Origin of the sequence: Nostoc sp. KVJ3, assembly GCF_026127265.1 — a bacterium.
GTDB lineage: Bacteria > Cyanobacteriota > Cyanobacteriia > Cyanobacteriales > Nostocaceae > Nostoc.
Genome location: NZ_WWFG01000002.1, coordinates 3,115,665 through 3,137,990, shown reverse-complemented (window position 1 = coordinate 3,137,990; position 22,326 = coordinate 3,115,665). Strand labels below are relative to the sequence as shown.

General features: G+C 43.0%; 12 protein-coding genes. 9 read left to right on the top strand and 3 right to left on the bottom strand.

All coding sequences use genetic code 11. The features are described 5' to 3' along the window. Positions 1-74 precede the first annotated feature (74 nt). From GTQ43_RS29575 to GTQ43_RS29555, 5 genes are all read left to right on the top strand, one after another. Positions 75-302: a hypothetical protein gene (locus GTQ43_RS29575; RefSeq protein WP_265276202.1), complete on the top strand. Its 228-nt coding sequence runs from the start codon at positions 75-77 to the stop codon at positions 300-302. 116 nt (positions 303-418) lie between these two features. Beyond that, on the top strand, positions 419-1,516 hold the full coding sequence (locus tag GTQ43_RS29570) for a cyclic nucleotide-binding domain-containing protein (protein WP_265276201.1): 1,098 nt from the start codon (positions 419-421) through the stop codon (positions 1,514-1,516). A gap of 151 nt (positions 1,517-1,667) precedes the next feature. Further along, positions 1,668-3,107, top strand: coding sequence for an NHLP bacteriocin system secretion protein (locus tag GTQ43_RS29565; RefSeq protein ID WP_265276200.1), 1,440 nt, complete (start codon positions 1,668-1,670; stop codon positions 3,105-3,107). Between the two features lie 2 nt (positions 3,108-3,109). Continuing rightward, entirely contained in the window at positions 3,110-5,353 is a 2,244-nt protein-coding gene (locus GTQ43_RS29560; RefSeq protein ID WP_265276199.1) for an NHLP family bacteriocin export ABC transporter peptidase/permease/ATPase subunit, read from the top strand. A 255-nt stretch (positions 5,354-5,608) separates the two neighbouring features. After that, on the top strand, positions 5,609-8,536 hold the full coding sequence (locus GTQ43_RS29555; protein ID WP_265276198.1) for an NHLP bacteriocin export ABC transporter permease/ATPase subunit: 2,928 nt from the start codon (positions 5,609-5,611) through the stop codon (positions 8,534-8,536). A gap of 193 nt (positions 8,537-8,729) precedes the next feature. On the opposite strand, the gene GTQ43_RS29550 is transcribed toward GTQ43_RS29555, so the two are convergent. Both GTQ43_RS29550 and GTQ43_RS29545 read right to left on the bottom strand, forming a co-directional pair. After that, positions 8,730-9,422: a response regulator transcription factor gene (locus tag GTQ43_RS29550; RefSeq protein ID WP_265276197.1), complete on the bottom strand. Its 693-nt coding sequence runs from the start codon at positions 9,420-9,422 to the stop codon at positions 8,730-8,732. Positions 9,423-9,636: 214 nt separating this feature from the next. Continuing rightward, positions 9,637-10,749: a response regulator gene (locus tag GTQ43_RS29545; RefSeq protein ID WP_265276196.1), complete on the bottom strand. Its 1,113-nt coding sequence runs from the start codon at positions 10,747-10,749 to the stop codon at positions 9,637-9,639. Between the two features lie 564 nt (positions 10,750-11,313). Between GTQ43_RS29545 and GTQ43_RS29540 the strand changes: the two genes are divergently transcribed. The 4 genes from GTQ43_RS29540 (at position 11,314) to GTQ43_RS29525 (ending at position 20,868) form a co-directional block, all read left to right on the top strand. Further along, positions 11,314-14,604: an ATP-binding protein gene (locus GTQ43_RS29540; RefSeq protein ID WP_265276195.1), complete on the top strand. Its 3,291-nt coding sequence runs from the start codon at positions 11,314-11,316 to the stop codon at positions 14,602-14,604. Between the two features lie 743 nt (positions 14,605-15,347). Beyond that, complete coding sequence (locus tag GTQ43_RS29535) at positions 15,348-15,917, top strand: heme NO-binding domain-containing protein (RefSeq protein WP_265276194.1); 570 nt, start codon at positions 15,348-15,350, stop codon at positions 15,915-15,917. After that, on the top strand, positions 15,907-19,803 hold the full coding sequence (locus GTQ43_RS29530; protein WP_265276577.1) for a response regulator: 3,897 nt from the start codon (positions 15,907-15,909) through the stop codon (positions 19,801-19,803). The genes GTQ43_RS29535 and GTQ43_RS29530 overlap by 11 nt, the downstream gene beginning before the upstream one ends. Positions 19,804-19,905: 102 nt before the next feature. Beyond that, positions 19,906-20,868: an amino acid ABC transporter substrate-binding protein gene (locus GTQ43_RS29525; protein ID WP_265276193.1), complete on the top strand. Its 963-nt coding sequence runs from the start codon at positions 19,906-19,908 to the stop codon at positions 20,866-20,868. A gap of 13 nt (positions 20,869-20,881) precedes the next feature. Here GTQ43_RS29525 and GTQ43_RS29520 read toward each other — a convergent pair whose 3' ends face one another. Continuing rightward, complete coding sequence (locus GTQ43_RS29520; protein WP_265276192.1) at positions 20,882-22,228, bottom strand: NAD(P)/FAD-dependent oxidoreductase; 1,347 nt, start codon at positions 22,226-22,228, stop codon at positions 20,882-20,884. Positions 22,229-22,326 lie beyond the last annotated feature (98 nt).

Below are 22,326 nucleotides of genomic sequence, written 5' to 3'. Positions count from 1 at the left end.
TCGCGTGTTTTACGATCTTGCCCTTACAAAATTAAATGAATTCAATCATGAAATGAAAAGGAGAAAGAATTGTAATGGAAAACGAAACGCAAAATGAATCACAAGAGTTATCTGTTCAAGAACTCATAAATATTTCTGGTGGCATTGCCATAGGTGAGCCTTATCCTGTTGGCTCTCCTACAGATGATAAATATAACAATCTATCTGAAACAATCGCTAAATACATCGAGGATAAAAACCTTCCTTATTGGAATGACAAGTACAGCAATTCTCAAACCCATACCAGCGATTCATCAAGCTAGTCAATATGCAATGGGGAGATTAATTAACTTACGAATTACGGTTAGCGTAGCCCATTACGAATTAGTCTGCCGCTCCCCATTTCTCCCCCGTTAGCAGAACAGAAGGAAGTTAAATTATGACAGAAGTTCTACTTAAAGAACTAACAAATAGCGATATTGACTGGATCTTGGCAACGGGTCAAAGGGAAGAAATTACTGCCGGTACGATTCTCATCCGCCAAGGAACACCTGTTGATGCCCTCTATATTTTGCTAGATGGCGCGTTAAGCGTTTCTGTCGCTCAGGCTGACGATAATCCTATTGGTCGGGCGTTTGCGGCTCTTGAAGGTGGCGAACTCTCAGGACGAGAGGTTGCACGGCTGGCAAATGGTGAAGTTGTTGGAGAAATGCCGTTTTTAGCATCCTACCAGTCTTCGACTACCGTTAAAGCCGCGAGAAAGTCGCTGGTGTTGATGATTCCTCAGCAGCAATTGATTCAAAAATTGCAAGAGGATGTCACCTTTGCTGCCCATTTTTATCGAGCGATCGCAGTTTTACTTGCTCACCGATTAGAGCAGATGATCGGCCAAATTGGCCAAAGCACAACTGTGCTTTTTCAGCCCCAAATTCGAGAAATCTTATTTACATTTGCAGAATTAAATGACAGCGATATTGGTTGGATGATTGTTGCAGGAAATGCGATAAAAATCCCTGCGGGTACGGTCTTGTTTCAGGCTGGAAGACCCGTTGATGCTCTCTATATTTTATTAGATGGCAAAATGGTGGCTTCCATTGCTGAAGATACCAGCAATCCTCTTACCCGCGCCTTTTCAACTTTAGAACAGACAGATCATATCGAACGAGAGTTTGCGAGATTATCGCGGGGTGACATAGTTGGTGAAACGCCCTTCGTCGAAGCCAGTCCCCCTGCGATGACCATTCGGGCAGTTGAGGATGCGATCGTTTTATCGATTCCCCGATGGCGACTTTCTGCCAAATTGCTCCACGATGTGGGATTTGCTGCCCGATTTTATCGAGTATTAGCGATTTTGTTAGCAGATAAACAGCAAGGAATCATCAATAGTCTAGGTTACGGCAGAATCACCTATAGCTCGGGTAAATCTTTAGATGAACGCTTGACTTATGAGGATGAACTGAGTTCTGGGTTTTTGGCTCAAGTAACACTCGCGGGAACTCGATTTGATTGGATGCTCAAGCAAGTTCGCGGTAGTTGAATTATTTAAGGGTATTGGGCATGGGTTATTAATTCTTCTCTCTCATCTTCCCCTGCTTCTTTACTCCCCCAATTCCCAATTCCTAATTCCCCATGCCCAAGGCCCAATGCCCTAATATACAAATTTCTACAAATTGAATGGAGTCAGTATAATGACGACCCACAAAAGCAATCTATTCCGCAAAGAAGCACTCGATCGTTTATCCTCCCCGGAGCGGCTCGATCAACTCATGCAGGTGGTGCAGCCAAAGAAGTGGATTCCGTTAGTTGCAATGGGATCTCTAATTGCGGTTGGACTGACTTGGAGTGTTTTTGGTCGCATTCCCATTACCATAGCCGGACAAGGCGTAGTGGTTTTTCCTAGCAAAGTCGTTGGATTTCAGTCTCCTAGTTCTGGGCAGATTCTCATGCTCTTTGTTCGTACAGGCGATGAGGTGAAGAAAGGACAGGTGCTAGCGACAATCGACCAAACGGAACTTCAAGACAAGTTAAAACTTGCACGGGTTAAGCTGGCTCAACTTCAAGAACAAGACCAAAATGCCAATTCTCTACAACTTCAGCGCACGGTTTTAGATAAAGGTGCGATCGCGCAACAACATCAAGCGCTTCTGCAAACTCTCAAAACAACCCAATCCCTAACGCCAATTCTCAGAAGCAAAGGTCTAGAGTCGATTCAGCAAGAGCGTCACAATTTAGAGGAACAATTACAGACAACGCGAGATTTGATACCTACGTTCAAAGAGCGATTTCAAATTCGCCAGCAGTTACGCCAAGAAGGAGCGGTTTCAAGTGATACTGTCCTTCAGGCGCAACAAGAATTTCTCAATAGTAAAACCAAAATCAATGAAATCGAATCGCAACTCAAACAACTTAATGTTAAAGAAGCTGATGCAGAACGAGAATTTTTAGCAAATATAAATTCAACTAAAGAATTACAAGCTCAGTTAGCAGTATTAGATAGTAAATTTGCTGGGCAAGCAGAACAAGATTTAGCTATTTCTACTAATCGGAAAAAAGAAATTCAAGACACGCAGCGAGCGATCGCAGAATTAAAATTAGAAATCAAAGCCAACAGCCAAGTTATTAGCAATTTCAATGGACGGGTTTTAGAACTTTCTGCTGTTCCTGGACAAACTCTCGAAAAGGGCGCTCGCATTGGCACAATCGAAGCTAGAGACTCCGCGAATAAGTTAGTTGGGGTGGCATTCTTTCCGGTCAGCGAAGGCAAAAAGATTCAAAAGGGGATGGAGTTGCAAGTAACTCCTTCTACCGTTAAACGAGAACGCTTTGGTGGCATTATCGGGAAAGTCACAAGTATTTCGGCGTTTCCGGTTAGTAAGGAGAGCGCATCAAGTGTTGTTGGCGGTTTGGAAGTTTTGCAAGGGTTAACCACAGAAGGGGCACAAATTCAAGTTTTCGCAGAACTTGAGCCAGATCCCTCGACTAAAACCCATTTCCGGTGGTCGTCATCTAAAGGGCCAGACGGTCAAATTACATCTGGAACTACTACCTCAGTGCGCGTGAAAGTGGATGAACAATCTCCGATTTCCTTTGTGTTTCCGATTCTGCGATCGTGGAGTGGAATGTATTGATTATGCGGCAAATTCAATCAAAAATTGGGCTTCGATTCAAAAAAATTCAACGGCTCATCAGCCGTCCCGATCGCCGTCGTCGGACTCCCACCCTCTTACAAATGGAGGCAGTGGAATGCGGTGCAGCCGCACTGGGGATTATTTTAGGGTATTACGATCGCATTGTCCCTCTTGCAGAACTCCGTCAAGCTTGTGGTGTTTCACGGGATGGTAGTAAAGCATCTAATATTCTCAATGCGGCTCGCAGCTACGGATTACAGGCGAAAGGCTTTAAGGTCGATTTGGCTGGGTTACGCAAACTGCAATGTCCTTATATTGTCTTTTGGAATTTTAACCATTTTCTGATAGTTGAAGGATTTGCCAAAGACAAAGTTTATCTTAACGATCCTGCCACCGGGCCGCGCACAGTTTCGCTCCCAGAATTCGATCAGTCTTTTACTGGGGTAGTGTTAGTTGGTGAACCAGGTGCAGAATTCCAGCCAGGAGGACAGAAACCAAGCCTGACATTATCCTTATGGGATCGATTGCAGAGTTCTCTGGGAGCGCTGATTTATTGTATCATTGCCGGCTTGCTCTTAGTGATTCCCGGATTAGCCATCCCTGCGTTCTCCCAAGCCTTTGTGGATAATGTCTTGATTGAAGGCAGAAGTGATTGGTTGCGGCCATTAATTTTAGGAATGATTTTCACAGCAATATTGAATGGTTTTCTCACATTGCTTCAGTTGCAATTTCTGCGACGCATGAAAATTAAGCTGGCTGTGGGGATGTCTAGCCGATTTTTGTGGCATATTTTGCGGCTACCAGTGAGTTTTTACGATCAGCGATTTGCCGGAGAAATTAGCAGCCGTGTCCGCCTCAATGATAGCTTGGCGAATCTACTTTCAGGAAGATTAGCGACGACAGTTATTTCCGGCTTCACCGTTATCTTTTATGCTTTAGTGATGCTGCAATATGATGTCGTTTTGACTGCGATCGGCATTTCTTTTGTAATCGTGAATGTCAGCGTCTGGCGATGGGTTTCACGGCAGCGCGTTGATGCCAACTTGCGATTAATGCAAGAACAAGGCAAAGTCAGCGGTGTAGCGATTTCTGGACTGCAAAGTATGGAAACGCTGAAAGCATCCGGGCTAGAGTCAGAATTCTTTTCGCGGTGGGCAGGTTATTACGCTAAAGCCATTAATGCTCGCCAAGAAATGGATACAACTAATCAAAACCTGGGTGTGTTGCCCTCATTTCTCACCTCCATTACATCCATGCTTTTGCTAGCAGTGGGAGGGCTACGGGTAATGGATGGCGTACTCAGTATTGGGATGCTCATTGCCTTTCAAGCCTTGATGCAGAGATTTCTAGAGCCTGTAAATAATCTGGTGAGTTTAGCGGGTGAACTCCAGGAAATGGAAGGCAATTTGGGTCGGTTGGATGACGTGTTACGCAATCCCATCGACCCGGCTGTAGAGCAAGACATAAGTGGATCGCTAACTCAACTACCTGCCGCCAACGTTCGACTTCAGGGTTATGTTGAACTCCGTAACATCACCTTTGGCTATAACCGCTCTGCACCTCCCTTGATTGAAAATCTCAGTCTTTCGCTGAAACCCGGACAACGAGTTGCTTTAGTGGGTGGCAGTGGTTCGGGTAAGTCAACCGTTGCCAAGTTGGTGTGTGGATTATACGAACAGTGGGCGGGAGAGATTCTATTTGATGGTCAACCGAGAAAACACATTCCGCGATCGATTCTCACTAATTCAATTGCCTTAGTTGAGCAAGATATCTCGCTATTTGCAGGTAGTGTGCGCGACAATCTCACCCTTTGGGATTCGACTGTTCCTTTTAGTAACTTGGTTCGCGCTTGTAAAGATGCCGCCATTCAGGATGTAGTACTTTCCATGCCTGGAGGTTACAACGCTGACCTCGCAGAAGGGGCATCTAATTTGAGCGGTGGACAGCGACAACGATTAGAAATTGCCCGCACTTTAGTAAACAATCCGGCAATTTTGGTGATGGATGAAGCCACCAGTGCGCTCGATGCTGAGGCAGAAAAAACGATCGATCAGAAACTTCGGGAGCGCGGCTGTACTTGTGTAATTGTGGCGCATCGGTTAAGCACAATTCGGGATTGTGACGAAATTATTGTCTTCGATCGCGGCAAGGTGGTGCAACGGGGTAGCCATGAGGAATTACAGCAGGTTGAAGGCAAGTATTTGCAATTAATTCGCAGTGAAGGGGAAGCACTCCAAGAGAAGTGAAATATACCTATAAAATCTCTTTTTTCTCTCCGCGTCGCGCCAGTTGCTTCTCCCAAGGGGAGACGCTGCACGAACAAGTCGGGGAACCCGCCCAACGCACTGGCTTCTCTGCGTCTCTGCGGTTAAAAAGTCTTTTATTTAACCACAGAGGCGCAGAGAACACAGAGTCAAGAGGTTAGCAAAATTTTTATCCACAATTAATTTATTTATTGAACCGCCAAGCCTTTGGATTAATTTTATGGAGCAGGAATATATATGTTAGATCAAATTCGGAGCGCCACCCTACCGGGAGAGTACTATCACTTCAAAGGCAATGAGCCAATTATTCTCAATGATCCGAAGACGATTTGGATCGTAAAATCGGGTTCCTTGGCGGTGTTTGCGATTCCGGTGAAAGAGGGGATTGCTGAGGGAAGTCGCCGCTATTTATTTACCACCCGAACTAGACAGGCAATGTTTGGCATCATTAGTGATTCTCAGCCGATACCGTATCAACTGCTGGCGGTGTCGATTGAAGAAACGGAACTTATGAAAGTTTCAAGGAAAGATTTTCGGGAATTTATTGCCGATCGCAATGGCGAAGCAGTAACTTTAATCGAGGGATGGATTGAGCAACTAGGATTGGCGCTGTCTTCTATTACTCCACCTGCACTGCCGTTTCAAGAAGAAGGGGTTCGCTACTTCTCACTCAGCAGTGGTCAGATTTTCCAACCACAGCGAGAACTGGTATCCTGGGTACAAATTCAGCGTGGTTACGCGGTTTGGATGGGGTTTGAGCAACTGTTAGTTATGCCTCAATCAGGATTGTTGCCGTTGAGCGCAGATATGTGGTTTCAAGCTGAAGATACAACTGAGCTAGAAATCCTAACTACGTCTGAGATTGAGGATGCTAATACTCTGTTGAGGGGGATTTTCCAAATTCAAGTCTACTTTCTTCAGAGCCTTTTTCTTCTGGAACAGGAGGAAAAAGCGGTAGAATTAAACCGATTTCAAGAACGGCAACACCTCAACGATCGCGTCATGAAGGAGACGCTGGGCGAGTTAGCCTCGTTGCTGCAATCTCCGCAAATTACCGCTTCTGCTCAAGTTGAAGCCAATGATTTTGACCAAGCCTTGCTGATCGCTGCGGGTGCTGTGGGGCGGACTTTGGGTGTAACGATTCGACCACCAGCAAAGTCTGAAGACCTGAAACGAGTTCAAGATCCGCTACAAGCGATCGCTCGGGCTTCTCGTTTGCGAACCCGGACGATCGCTTTACAGGGCCAATGGTGGAAAAAGGATTGCGGTGCGATGCTGGCTTACACGCTAGAAGATAACTATCCGGTGGCGCTGTTACCTGTATCTGATACGCGCTATGAGATTTTTGATCCAATTGGGCGATCGCGCACTCCGGTTAATGCTAAAAGTGCGATTAAACTGGCGCTCACTGGGTATACTTTCTATCGCCCATTACCTGATAAACTCCTCACCACCCTCGATTTACTGAAATTTGCTCTCCAAGGACATTACAAGGAATTGTTGATTGTCTTGGCTACGGGTATGGCGACAACTTTATTAGGGATGATCGTCCCCCAAGCTACCGCCATCTTGATTGACAGTGCGATTCCTGATGCCAATCGCGGTTTATTAGTGCAAATAGCTTTAGCGCTGCTAGCAACTGCATTTGGTAGCACTTTGTTTCAACTTGCTCAAGGCTTTGCAATCATGCGGGTGGAAACCTTTGCTGATGCTTCCACCCAAGCAGCAGTCTGGGATCGGTTATTGAATCTAAAAGCATCATTCTTCCGCCAGTACTCAACTGGAGACTTGAATTCACGAGTAAGCGCCATTAGCCAAATCCGCCAAAAGCTCAGTAGCACTGTTCTGAGAAGTATTTTCACCAGTTTGTTTGCGTTTCTGAATTTAGGACTGCTTTTTTACTACAACGGTTCGCTAGCATTAATTGCTACTCTGGTTGCTTTTGTCAACATTACTATTACTCTGGTTTCGGGAATTTATACTCTACGCAAGGTTCGTCCCTTACTAGAGTTACAAGGACAACTCTCAGGGGTGATGGTACAGTTAATCAACGGCGTTAGCAAATTGCGAGTCGCCGGCGCAGAAGCCCGCGCCTTTGCTTTTTGGGGAAAACAGTATAGTCAGCAAATTAAATGGATGCTGAGTACCCAAGGTATTGAAGATGCTCTAGCTGTAATTAATAAAATCTTGCCTGTATTGACTACAGCAATTCTCTTCTGGTTTGCCAGCAGTTTACTTCAGCAAGCTAATTCCCAAGAAGGTAGTTTATCTACAGGTGTATTTTTAGCATTTAACGCCGCATTTGGCACATTTATCGGTGGAGCTACCAGTCTCAGCAGCACAATTATAGATGTTTTACAAGTAGTGCCTTTGTGGGAACGAGCGCAGCCGATTCTGGAATCTAAACCGGAAGTTGACTCTGAAAAAACCGATCCAGGACGGCTTTCTGGGCGAGTGGTTGTGGATCATGTAATTTTCCGGTATCGAGATGACGGGCCTTTGACATTGGATGATGTTAGCATTCATGCTGAACCCGGCGAATTTATCGCTTTTGTTGGAGCTTCGGGGAGTGGAAAGTCAACGCTGTTCCGGTTATTACTGGGGTTTGATGTCCCGGAATCTGGCACGATTTACTACGACGGACAAGATTTAGCTGGGCTGGATATTCATGCAGTGCGTCGGCAATTAGGGGTTGTGATGCAAAATAGCCGCTTGACATCTGCTTCCATCTTTGAAAATATCGCCAGTGGCGCGATGATTACGATGGATGAAGCGTGGGAAGCCGCGCGGATGGCTGGCTTTGCTGAGGATGTCGAATCGATGCCAATGGGAATGCACACGGTAATTAGTGAAGGTGGAACTAATATCTCTGGAGGGCAACGGCAGCGATTATTGATTGCCCGATCGCTAGTATTAAAACCTAAAATCTTGTTATTTGATGAAGCTACCAGTGCCCTAGATAACCGCACCCAAGCGATCGTCAGTCAAAGTTTAGAGCGTTTGAAGGTAACACGCATTGCGATCGCTCACCGTCTGAGTACCATTCGCAATGCCGATCGCATCTATGTGTTCGAGAATGGTCGCATAGTCCAAGAAGGCAGTTTTAATCAACTAGCCAATCAACCAGGATTGTTTGCCCAACTGATGGCGCGACAGAAGCTTTAAGGGCAGGGGAGCAGGGGGCAGGGGGCAGGGGGCAGGGGGCAGGGAGCAGGGGGGCAGGGAGCAGGGGGCAGGGGAGCAGGGAGCAGGGAGCAGGGGGGAGGGAAAGTCGTAGTGAAGTTCAGAAATTGGATCATTTATTTTTTGGAGATGTCTAAAGGACAAATGAAGGAGAAAGCTTTATGTCATCTACTTTTTATTCTGGCAGCTTCCCGGCTAGTTTCTTTTCTTGATTGAGAACAGAATTTGCATAGATTGCCAGTTGCGATCGGTTTTTGAGATTGAGGCGGCTTAAAATACTCGTCACATGAGTTTTTACCGTTCCTTCTGTAATAAAAAGTTGTTGGGCAATTTCGCGGTTCGTTGCGCCAACACCGATCAAACATAAAACCTCTTGTTCTCGTGCAGTAATTTCCGATGGCTTTGATGAAGTGGAATTTTGGCTAGTTGAAGTTGCTTGCGTAACTAATAATTTATCAAATAACCCCGGGCCAAATTGAGTATAGCCAGAATGCCCAAAGCGAATTGCATCTGCGAGTTCACTTGAAGGCATATCTTTAAGCAAATATCCTTTTGCACCTGCACGCATCGCCCCTGTTAGATAAGAATCATCATCAAATGTACTCAAGACGAGAACTTTAATATTAGGAAAGTTTTCTGTAATCATTTTTGTTGCAGTTCGTCCATCCATTTCGGGCATCCGAATATCCATTAGCACTACATCGGGCTGGAGTTCTGCAACAAGCTCTAGAGCAACTTTACCATTTTCAGCATCACCTACCACCTGCAAATCAGGTTCCTGTTCTAGCATTGCTTTCAGTCCCTGACGAATGAGGCTCTGATCGTCAACGATTAACAGGCGAATAGGAGAGGATTTATCATTTTTCATGGTAACTATCTCTTTCTGATTTTGATGAACGTTTGATGAACGATCGCATACATATCTTCAAAAATTAATGATGCATTACCTGAAACCCTTGCAGAAACGTTACATGTTGTAACGTCTAGACATTTATTCTTTACGATGTCTATTGGGCATTGGGCATTGGGACTGGTTATTAATTCTTCTCCCCCTGCCCCCTGCCCCCTGCCCCCTGCCTCCCCTACCCCCCTCCCTCATCTCTGGGAAAGTTAGCAACAATCCGACAACCAGCGCCAGGTTTACTGACAACTTCTAGCTGGGCATTTACTGTAGCTGTTCGTTCTCGCATTCCCTGAAGTCCGTATCCTGCTACAGATTGATCCGATTGAAAGCCTTTACCATTATCTTGGAGGATCAACGATAGCCCCGCCGCCGTTGTTTGAATTCTAATTTGAACAGCTGTGGCATTGGCGTGTTTATAAATATTGGTTAGCCCTTCTTGGATAATCCGATATACAACATGATTTACTGAATCGGAAAGCGGTTGTGATAAATCAATTTTGCAGTATGGTAAGACATCGGTGAGGTGATAGAATTCTTCTGCAAGGTTAGCGATCGCATTTTCGAGTAATTGTCCGTGGAGTGGATCGGAGCGAATTGCCGAAACTGATTCCCGCACCTCTTGCAAGGCTTCAGAACCCAATTTTTTCGCTTCTAATAAAAACGATCGCGCCCGATTGGGATCCTTTTCCCAAAGGGTTAGTGCTGTTTCCATTTGCACATTTAGCGCTACGAGGGAATGTCCTAGAGAGTCATGAATGTCACGCGCAATCCGATTGCGTTCTTCTAGCGCCACCATTTCCTCGATGCGTTGATTTAGCGCTTTTTGATGATCGAGCGATCGCCTTAGTTCTGCTTCTGTCTCTTGCAAGCGGCGATTTTGCTCCTGGAGTTGCAGTTGTAAGCGGCAAAGTTTCAGTTGATGCTCTATTCGAGCAACCACCTCTGCAATCTGAAAAGGTTTGTTAATAAAATCAACGCCTCCAACCGAAAAGGCTTTCACTTTATCAAATACCTCATTCAAAGCACTAATAAAAATGACGGGAATCTCTTGTGTTTGAGGATTAGATTTCAGGTGCTGACACACTTCATAGCCGTTCATTCCGGGCATCGTAATATCCAGCAGAATCAAATCTGGAGGTTGAGCTTGTATGCCAATCAACGCCATCGCACCATTAGTAACACTCCTAACTTCGTATCCTTGCTCGGTAAGCATTGCTGATAAGAGACGAAGATTATCCAGAGTGTCATCAACTATGAGAATATCTCCCTTGGTTGATTGGCTTAATTCCATGCTTCTTGAAGGGCTAAGAGAGTCGTTAATTATCAAGCTACTGAATCTGTATTGTACAGAAATTATGGTTTAACAGTCATACTAAATTCCATCCGTGTAACAAATCTTTGATGATATTTATTATTTCAAAGGTACTGATTAACTTACATTTATATCATTGTTTTTAGAGAGCAGTTCTCAATCATACGTTAAAAATCAGATCCCCGACTTCTCGAAGAAGTCGGGGATCTGAACCCCGCGAATTTTCACAAATCAAATAAAATGCTTGTATCCGTCTACCTACTGAAATTATTTTTCTTAATAGTAATTAAAAATGAATTGGATACGTAAGACCTTTTACAGTTATTGCTTAATTCTGACGACTGAGGCATATATTCTGTTTCGATAAATTTAAACTCTCACATAATTGGGTTGTGTATCCTTTCTTAATATTACCCAAGAGGGTAATATCATCTGAGACGGTTCATCTTCTATAATTATGCAAATAGAATTCATCCAAAATAAAGAGGCTTCTGTGTAAATATTGTTACCACAAAATTGCTGTTGAATTTCAGGAATTCGGATATGCATTCTTTTACCCTTCAAGTTTCAAAACTGACTAAAAATGTACAGTTGCGCCACATTCTTGTAGTGCCGTTCGTGCTGCAAATTTCCCTAGCTGTAGGACTAACCGGGTGGTTATCAATACACAATGGGCAACGGGCAGTCAATGAAGTTGCAATCCAACTCCGAAATGAAATCACGGCTCGAATTCAGCAGTATCTGCAAATATATGTTGAAACGCCTCATAAAATAAATCAACTAAATGCTAATGCCATCCAACTGGGTGAAGTTGATATTCAAAAACTATCAACATTAGAACAACACCTTTGGTATCAATTGAAGACCTTTGACACGGTGACAGCAGTTTACCTTGCGTCAGAATATGGTGAACACGTTGCAGTTCAAAGGGCGGATGATGGACAGTTTCAGGTGAAACTTTCAGGTAAGTCTACTGGGAATGAAATTCGGATTTATGCCGCAGATCAACCAGGACATTACACTAAACTTTTAAGAGTCAAGCCGAATTACGATCCGCGGACTCGTCCTTGGTATCAATCGGCAGTTAAGTCTAAAACAGCCAACTGGGGGGGAATTTATAAACTGTTTGCCACACCCAAATATGTGCTGAATGCCAGCTTACCCATTTACGATCGCCAGGAAAATCTGCTAGGCGTTGCTGCTGTGGATTTTTCCCTGACTGGGATTAGTCAATATCTGCGGAGTCTCAAAATTGGGCGAACGGGCGAAACTTTCATCTTAGAATGCCAAACAGGGTTACTGGTTGGTAGTTCTGCCGCTCAACAACCATACGTAATTGAAAATCCGACAGTCCCAATTACAGATCAGAATCCGGTTCGAGTTCAGGCGATCGCCAGTAGTGATATTTTGACGCGACGCACTGCGGAATATTTGCAGCAACACTTTGGAAAATTAACCCAGATTACTGAAAAACAACAACTAGATTTTGACATTGAGGGGCAACGGCAATTTTTACAGATTGTCCCAATGAAAAACAAGCAGGGGTTGGACTGGCTAATCGTCGTGGTTGTTCCAGAACGGGATTTTATGGATCAAATCAATGCCAATACTCGTTCCACAATTGTGCTTTGTGTATGTGCCTTTGCCTTGGCAACTGGATTGGGCTTTCTAACAGCTGGCTGGATTACACAGCCAATTCTGCGATTGGGAAGTACAGCAAGAGCGATCGCCGGAGGAAACTTAGATCAAAAGGTTTCTGTGAACAGTACGACCGAGCTAAACTCTTTGGCAGAGTCTTTTAACCTTATGGCCCATCAGTTGCGCGAATCCTTTTTAGCCCTAGCACGAACCAACGAGGAATTAGAAAGCCGAGTTACGCAACGCACCAGAGAACTTGGAGAGAAAAATGCCCAACTTCAGAGGGAAATTCGCGTTAGCGAAGCTGCCCAAAGGGGTCGCAAAAATGTCGAAGCAGCGCTCAAAACATCCGAAGCAGAACTCCGGTTAATGTTCGCTGCTATGACTGATATGGTAGTAGTTTTTGATGCCGAGGGTCGTTACCAAAAGTATGTGCAAACCAAGTATGTGCTAACCCAATCCTTCGCTTATAAACCTGATATAGATCGCATTGGCAAAAAAGTTGATGAAGTTTTACCAAAAGAAATCGCCAATTTAATAGTCGATGCTATTCAGCAAGCTTTGCATCTCAAAGAAGAACCCAGAAATCCTGACGGAAGTCGCAAGAATGTTTTTGTTGAATACCACTTGTTGAATAAAAATCGAGAAACTTGGTTTTTAGCCAGCGTTTCGCCATTATCCGACAATACAGTACTTTGGGTTGCTCGTGATATCACCAAGCTGAAAAAAACCGAAGCCGCCCTCAAACAAGCCAAAGAAACCGCAGATGCTGCCAACCTCGCCAAAAGCCAGTTTCTCTCCAACATGAGCCATGAACTGCGGACTCCGCTGAACATCATCCTTGGTTTTACCCAACTGCTGCTGCGAAATCGATCGCTCGACTCACAGCAGCAAGAATATCTTGATACGATTAACCGCAGTGGCGAAGACTTACTGACCTTAATCAATGATGTGTTGGAAATGTCCAAAATTGAAGCAGGTCGAGTTATTCTCAGTGAAACAAATTTTGACCTCTACGGCCTTCTGGATCGACTGCAACAGATGTTTGCATTGAAAGCCCGCTCAAGAGGATTACAACTCATTTTGGAGCGATCGCCAGCGATTCCCCAATACATCTGTGCCGATGAAAGTAAATTACGCCAAGTTCTGGTTAATCTATTAGGAAACGCCATTAAGTTTACGCAGATTGGTCAAGTAACCTTGAGGGTAGAAACTCCTAACCAAAACATTACACCAAATGAACCTATCACCCTCAACTTCAGCGTCGAAGATACGGGTTGCGGCATTGCTAACTCTGATTTTAATCGCCTATTTGAGCCATTTGTCCAAACAGAGGCGGGACAAAAAGCTCAAGAAGGCACTGGACTGGGATTACCCATCAGCCAGCGATTTGTGCAGCTTATGGGTGGAGATATCAGGGTAAATAGTACGCTAGGAAAAGGCTCAATTTTTACCTTTGATATCCGAACTCGGACAGTAATTATGGATACCTTGCCCATGTCTGCACCAATTCGGCAAATTATCGGTTTAGAAAAGGGACAACCCAGTTATCGCATTCTGATTGTTGAGGATAAACTAGAAAATCGGCGGCTTCTGGTTGAGTTGTTGACCCCCATTGGCTTTGAGGTGCGGGAGGCAGTAAATGGTCAAGCTGCCATCGACCTTTGGCAAAGTTGGTCGCCTCACCTGATCTGGATGGATCTGCGGATGCCAATTATGAACGGATTTGAGGCAACCAAACAGATTAAAGCAGCGATCGCTCAAGCCCCGGTGATTATCGCCTTGACCGGAAGTGCATTTGAAGAAGACCGCTTAACAGCAATGTCTGTAGGCTTTGATGACTTTGTGCGTAAGCCATTTCGGACAACCGTAATTTTTGAAAAGATGGCTGAATATTTGGGTGTTCGCTATATTTATGCTGATGAACTGGAAAATCAGGAAAAAGCATCTTGGCCTTCTAACGCTTCATCATTCACACCCGATTTATTAACGGTTGCAGATTTAAGCGTAATGCCCAGCGATTGGATCGAGCAACTGCATCAGGCAGCGCTGCGAATAAATGCTAAAGAAGTTCTCATGTTGATTAAGCAAATTCCTGAACAGCACGCTCATCTTATCAAGGCGCTAACCAATCTTGTAGACTGCTTCTGCTTTGAAGAAATTATCGCATTAGGGACTTCCAAAAAAAGTAAATGACCCAAAAACTTAGACGATTTAGGGTTTTTTGATTCATACTATTTTTGTGTAGCCAATCATGAATGTCCTCAACACTGGGCTACCCTGCTTTGCCACATCTGTGCAAAAATCGGAAAACCCTATTTCCCCCTGCAATCTTCATGATAAGTCTTTAAGTGGACATGATATCAACGTAAAATTACGGCATAGTTTGTTAATTTAAGTAAAGCACTATTTTTTAGGGTTTGACCAGTCGTAGAAGCATACTAAAGTTATACGCTAAATTTTAAAAATTTCAATACAAGTATAAAGTGGCAAAAATAAAAGTGACAGAATATACTTGTTTAATTGCTATCCTGAGTAGTCTTTTAAATGGACATAATAACGCAATCCGGTTCAGATCAGCCCCAAACCCTGATGTAGAGACGCGATTTATCGCGTCTTCAAAGACTGATTATTTACACCAATAACCATTAACTGAACCCTATTGCATAATAACGCACATCACCAAGATTGTTGAAAAGCGTAAACCTAAGTTCTTGGCTCAAAAAATTGAATTGATAGAAAAAACTTAACAACTCTTTAAATAATTTATTTGGTACTAGATATTTGAAAATAGACAAAATATTAGGAGCAAAAGTGATAAATTTTCAGAAATTAATTATTATAGGCTATATTCAATTTTTATCTGATAAAAAGTACTTTTACTATCAAAAGTAGTTATAAGTAACTAGCTGTTTTCTCGATACAAAGGAGCTAAAAGAATGTATGGTCTAGTCAACAAAGCAATTCAAGACATGATTTGCAAATACCACGGTGACGATACTTGGGAAACTATTAAACAAAAGGCTGCACTTGAGGATATTGACTTTTTTATTGGTATAGATGGTTATCCTGACGATGTTACCTATTGTTTAGTTGAAGCCGCTTGTGAGGTATTAAATATACCTGCACACGAAATTCTGACAGCCTTTGGAGAATACTGGCTTACCTATACTGCCGAAGAAGGCTATGGAGAGCTTTTAGCCAGCGCTGGAAACTCATTACCTCAGTTCATAGAGAATCTTGACAACCTTCATGCTCGAGTGGGTTTGATTTTTTCGGAACTTCGTCCCCCATCTTTTGAGTGTGAACACAACAGCGATAAATCTATGAATCTCCACTATCAATCTACTCGGCAAGGATTATCTCCAATGGTGATTGGTTTACTCCAGGGATTGGGAAAACGCTTTCACACAAAGATGGATGTTATCCAAACTGGTTTTCGCGAACAGGGAGATCCTCACGATATATTCTCTATTAAATATAAAGATTCCCAGTGTGATGATAAATAATAATGCTCTAGGGTTAAGGCAATTCAATCTTAGTGCTGACCAATTTGCAGCATTGTTTCCCTTTCATCTGGTCATAGATAGAGAGATGAAGATTGTCCAGGTGGGTGAGGTACTTCAACGCATTTTAGAACCTATTACAATCCTCAATAATTCCCTAGAGGAACATTTTTGCATCAATCGCCCCAATTGTCCAGTTAGCTTTGAATCCATTTGCCAACAAACGCGATCGCTGTTTCTTCTGAAATCTCATCACAAAGAAATGCAGCTAAAGGGACAGATGGTATATGTGGAGGGTGGCAATCATTTGGTATTTCTTGGCTCTCCTTGGATTACTGATATTACCGCTCTAAACAAGCTAGAACTAAGCATTGCTGATTTTCCTCTATATGACTCAGTTGCAGATTATTTATTTCTCTTACAAGCTAAGAATTCCGCTCTTGCAGATGCCAAAAAACTAACTGCGAAACTCACAGAACAAAGGGTTGAATTAAGAACTACGGCTTCTCGACTGACAAAGCTGATTGAAAGTTTACAGGTTGGTATTTTGCTAGAAGACGAGAACCGACATGTTGTTGTGGCAAATCAAGAGTTCTGCAATCTATTTGGTATTCAACTTGCTCCAGAAGCTTTAAAAGGACTGGATTGTTGGCAAGCATCCCAAATGAGTAAACAACTTTTTGTTGAGCCAGAAAGATTTATCCAGCGCTTAGATGAGATCCTGAGCCAAGGACAAATAATTCTCAATCAAGAATGGCAACTCCAAGATGGACGAATCTTTGAACAAGACTATGTAGCGATTGTGGTCGATCAGAAATTCTACGGTCATTTGTGGAAATATCGTGATATTACCCTCCGAAAACAATCGGAAAATGCTCTGAGATCAAGTGAAGAACAGTTAAAATTGGCGCTGGATGCAGTAGACGAAGGGCTTTGGGATTGGAATTTAGCAACTGGAGAAGTTTATCGTAGCCCACGCTGGTACACAATGCTGGGTTATGACCCAGAGGAACTGGACAAAGATATTAAAGTTATTAATAAGTTGCTCCATCCCGAAGACCGACGGTTGGTGCAACAACGGCTGATAGCTCACCTCAAAGGTAAGACACCTTTCTATGAGGTGCAAGCCCGCTTTCTCACGAAATCAGGAAAATGGAAGTGGATTTTGGATCGGGGTAAGTTGGTAAACCGTGATTCCCAAGGAAAATTCTTGAGAATAGTGGGAACTCATTTGGATATTACCGAACGCAAAAAGGCAGAAGAAGCTTTACAGGAGCAGTACCAACGCGCTCTTCTTCTCAAGCAAATTACTGAAGAAATTCGTCAGTCCTTGCAACTAGAAAAAATCCTCCAGACAACAGTAACGGAAGTTCAGCGGATTTTACAAGCCGATCGCGTTCTAATTTTTCAAATTAAACCTGATGGTTCTGGTGAAGTTGTTCAAGAAGCAGTAGTCCCAGAATGGTCAGTGATTTTAAACAAGGATATTTGTGATGCTTGTCTTCAGGATAGATACCTGGATTTGTATCGTGACGGACAGATTACCGCCATTTCAGATTTAGGATTCACAGGATTGAAATCCTGCCAAATCGAGCAGTGTCAGATAAAATCCAATCTGATCGTACCAATTTTGGTACGGAAAGATTTGTGGGGATTATTAATTCTCCATCAGCACAATCGCCCCAGGCAATGGACTGAATTAGAAATGGATCTGCTCAAACACCTAGCAGATCAAATGGGTATTGCCCTTACCCAAGCACAATTGCTAGCGAAGGAAACCCATCAAGCCAATTTGCTCGCCCAGCAAAATGAAGAGCTTAACCTTGCCAAGCAAGCAGCCGAGGCTGCCAATATGTCCAAGAGTAATTTCCTGGCCACGATGAGCCATGAAATTCGGACACCGATGAATGCGGTCATTGGTATGACTGGATTACTTTTGGATACTCCCCTTAAACCTGAGCAACTCGACTATGTAGAGACTATCCGTAATAGTGGCGATGCATTATTGACTATTATCAATGATATTCTCGACTTTTCTAAGATTGAGTCGGGCAATTTAGAGTTGGAAGAACAACCCTTTGACTTGCAAGTTTGTGTGGAAGAAGCTCTGGATTTGCTCGCTCCGCAAGCAGCTTTGAAAGGCATCGAGCTAATGTATGAATTGCAGTCGCAGACACCAAATCTGATCGTTGGTGATATTACCCGCCTACGCCAAATTCTCTGGAATTTAGTCAGCAATGCCGTCAAGTTCACGAATGTGGGAGAAGTTGCGATCGCGATCGCTATGCAGCAGCAAGTTCTCAAACCAAATCCCGCAACTGGCGATCGTTTATACTACGAATTTCTCTTTGCAGTGAGCGATACAGGTATTGGTATACCTAGCGATCGCGTAGATAGATTGTTTAAGCCCTTTAGTCAGGTCGATGCCTCTATGACTCGACGTTATGGCGGTACTGGCTTGGGATTAGCTATCAGCAAGCGCCTAAGCGAAATTATGGGGGGGAGAATGTGGGTAGAAAGTGAAACTTTTAAAGGTTCTACTTTCTATTTCACACTAATGCTGCAAGTAGATTCTGCTACCATTGATAATTCTTTGAGTATTTATCCAGAGTTTGTTGGCAAGAGATTACTACTAGCAGCAGATAACATCAATTTGAGGAAATGCTTAACCGGGAAACTTCAGAGTTGGGGAGTAGATGTCCAATCTGTAGAATTAAGGGCTGCCGTCACGTGCTTAATCCAAGAAGATCCCTTTGACCTAATTATATTGGATATCGATAGCCCCCACCTGAATATCTGCAATCTGACGGCTCAAATTCGGGCTATACCCAGACAGCATAATTTACCTTTGGTGATGTTGACTTTTAAAGGCAAGCAAACTTTAGAGGTAAAGCAGATAGCCTCTGAATTTACAGCCTTTTTGCATAAGCCTGTGCGACATTACCAGTTATACAATACGCTTTTGCAAATCTGGCGTGGTAGTTGGTCTAGCAAGCGCGATTCTCAAATTACCATTCCTTCTTACTCCCGCTTGCCTACACCAAATCTCCCAAAAATTGATGTCCAGCCTCCCCAAAGTTTGCCACTGAAGATTCTCTTAGTTGAGGATGTGTTGGTAAACCAAAAAATTGCTCTCAAGATGCTGCAACGGTTGGGTTTTCGGGCAGATGTGGCTAATAATGGGCGGGAAGCTCTGGAAGCTTTGCAACGGCAACGCTACGATATTGTGTTTATGGACATCCAAATGCCGGAAATGGATGGCTGGGAAACAACTATTCGCATTCGTCAAGAATTCTCTCCTCATGCTCAACCTTGGATAACTGCCATGACTGCCCATGCCCGCCTAGAAGATCGTCAGGAGTGCTTAAGGGTCGGGATGGATGATTATATTAGTAAGCCGATTCGCATTGAGGCGATGGAAGCGGTTCTGAAAAATTTTGAGATTCAGCAATGTCAAGATTCAGAGTCTGCTGATTTGATAGATTTACCTGAGTCTGCATTACTTTCTATATCTTCAGATCCCTGTTTAGAAAAGACAATTGACCAACGTTTTCTGCAAGAACTAGAAAACATGGGAGAAAGTGATGGTAAGCATCTAGTCGCTGAACTAATTCAAATTTACTTAAAAGATGCTCCCATGAGAATACAGACAATTAAAGAAGCTATTACTCTTAAAGACCGCTCAAAGTTGCAAAAAGCGGCTCATGCTTTGCGATCGCCCAGTCTTAGCATTGGTGCTGTTAAGCTGGGAGATATCTGTGAAACCTTAGAGAAGGCTGCCATAAATCAACCATTAGAGCAAATAGATCAAATTTATGGGCTGATTAATCAGCTAGAAAGTGAATATAAAAATTTCATCACGGCTCTTCAAAGCCTCTATCCTTTTTAAAGATGTTCCACAATGTGAAGAATCATTTCTATAATTGCTTATTTGGCAATTGACAGAGATAATTTTTTTACTTTGATCCTGTGGATGCCTAAATATTTGAATATGTTTATTAATACTAAAATAAATCTCTTGCGTTTACCTGCTTTTACTAAGTCGCAGATATATAAAAATTTTGCACCTGCGATCTTTGGTTTGATATTACCAGCATTTATGTCTGGTGTTGCAGGGGCGGAGACTGTGATGCAAAAAGTAGTACGAACCGGAGTATTAACGGCTGGTACAAGTCGAGATGCTTTACCCTTTGCATACTCTGACAGTCAAGGAAAATTGATTGGTTATTCTGTGGATATGCTGACTTTGATCCAAAAGCAGTTAGAGAAAGAATTAGGCAAAAAAATTCAACTTAAATTAGTTGGACTTACCCCAGCCGAAAGAATTCCTAAGATAATTAACCGACAAGTTGATATTATCTGTGATGCTAGTAGCTTTACCTGGGAGCGAAATAAAAAGGTTGATTTTTCCATCAGCTATGGTGTAACAGGGACTCAAATCTTAATTAAGAAGGATAGCAATTTAGGTTCCCCGGAATCTCTGATTAATAAGCGTGTGGGTGTGCTGGCTGGAACTACCAACGAACAAGCCATCAAGCAGACACAACCCCAAGCCAAGCTTGTATATTTTAAGACTAGACTAGAAGGGTTTACTGCTTTGCAAGAGGGTAAAATTGACGCTTTTGCATCTGATAGTATTCTTTTAGAAGGATGGTTACAAAGAGGAAAAAATCAAGCTAGTTTTGCGATCGCACCTCCTCGTCCCTATTCACGAGAAGGAATTGCTTGCATGGTTCCTGAGAATAACTCTAAATTTCTCAACTCAGTGAACTATTCTCTTGTTAAGTTTATGCAAGGGTTTGTTAACAATAACCCCAAATATGTTGCGATTTTTGACCGTTGGTTTGGTTCTCAAGGTGTTGTATTTCTAAATCGGGACTTACGCGATTTAGCTGTGGAAACCATGCAATTGATGATAGAGTTTCACGAAGAGATTCCCCAGAAAGATTTATAGTCTGTAGTTGGGATTACAGAGGTGTAACAGAAGGTTGTTGCACCCTATTGTTAACAGTTTTTGTTTCTCCAAAAGCTTCTCGACCTGTAATCAATCTAGAGCGACGATTCCGAGTGATATAATTCCACGCCCATTGAATTGCTACTACTATTTTAGTATCAAACTCGATTAAGAAGTAGATGTGAATTACTAACCAAAAAGCCCAAGCAATGAAACCTTTGAGTTTGATTAAGCCTAAATCTACAACAGCTAAATTTTGGCCAATCATCGCCAAAGTGCCCACGTCATTATAACGAAATTGTGGCAAAGTCTGACCTTGCAACCTTCGTTTAATGAGTTTAGCTACATACTCTCCTTGTTGTTTAGCTACAGGTGCAACACCAGGTAAAGGTTTACCATTTTGGTGAGAGAAGTTGCCTAAATCTCCCACTACAAAAATGTTTTTATAACCCTTGATAGTCAAGTCCGGTTCTACAATCACCCGTCCGGCGCGATCGCATTCTACACCTGTACGTTCTGCTAAGACTTTCCCCATAGGCGAACCTTGAACACCTGCTGCCCACAATATGGTTTTTGAGGTAATTTCGGTCAATTCATCGCCTTGCTTGAAAGTAACGATGTTATTTTCAATATTTGTGACTCTGGTTTGAGTGTGAATAACCACACCCAACTTCTGCAAAGATTCTGCTGCTACTTGCGATAACTCTGGCGAAATGTGTGGGAGGATGCGATCGCCACCTTGCAATAGTAAAATTTTCGCTTCTGAGGTGTCGATGCTGCGGAAATCTTCTGTGAGAGTTTGATATGCCAATTCTGCGATCGCACCTGCTAATTCTACACCGGTCGGGCCACCCCCCACAATCACAAAAGTCAACAAAGCACGGCGTTTTTCTGGATCAGTTTGTTTTTCTGCCGCTTCAAATGCCGAAAATATCCGACGACGCATTTCTATCGCATCTTCAACAGTTTTCAAGCCAGGAGCAAATTCTTTCCAGGTATCTTTACCAAAATAGGAATGATTAGCACCTGTGGCAACAATTAATGTATCGTAAGGTACTACTTCATCACCTAAAATAACTTGTTGCGCTTTTGGATCGATATCATTCACTTCTCCCAACAAGACTTTTGTATTCTTGCTTTTGCTGAATACAGATCGTAATGGTGCGGAAATATCAGCAGGTGATAGCGTACCTGTAGCAACTTGATATAAAAGCGGCTGAAATAGGTGGAAATTACGTTTATCAATGAGAGTTACATTTACATTGGCTGTCTTCAGAGCCTTTGCTGTATACAGTCCACCAAAGCCACCACCAATTACGACTACCTGATGTGGTGCATTTTTCTCAAGTGAAACTACCATAAGAAATATTTCCTTGTGTTAAGAGGTTTGTAACTATTCTTAACAAAGATGTAACAGAATTATGATGTGGGTTGCTGTTTGTTTAGAACAATTGAAAA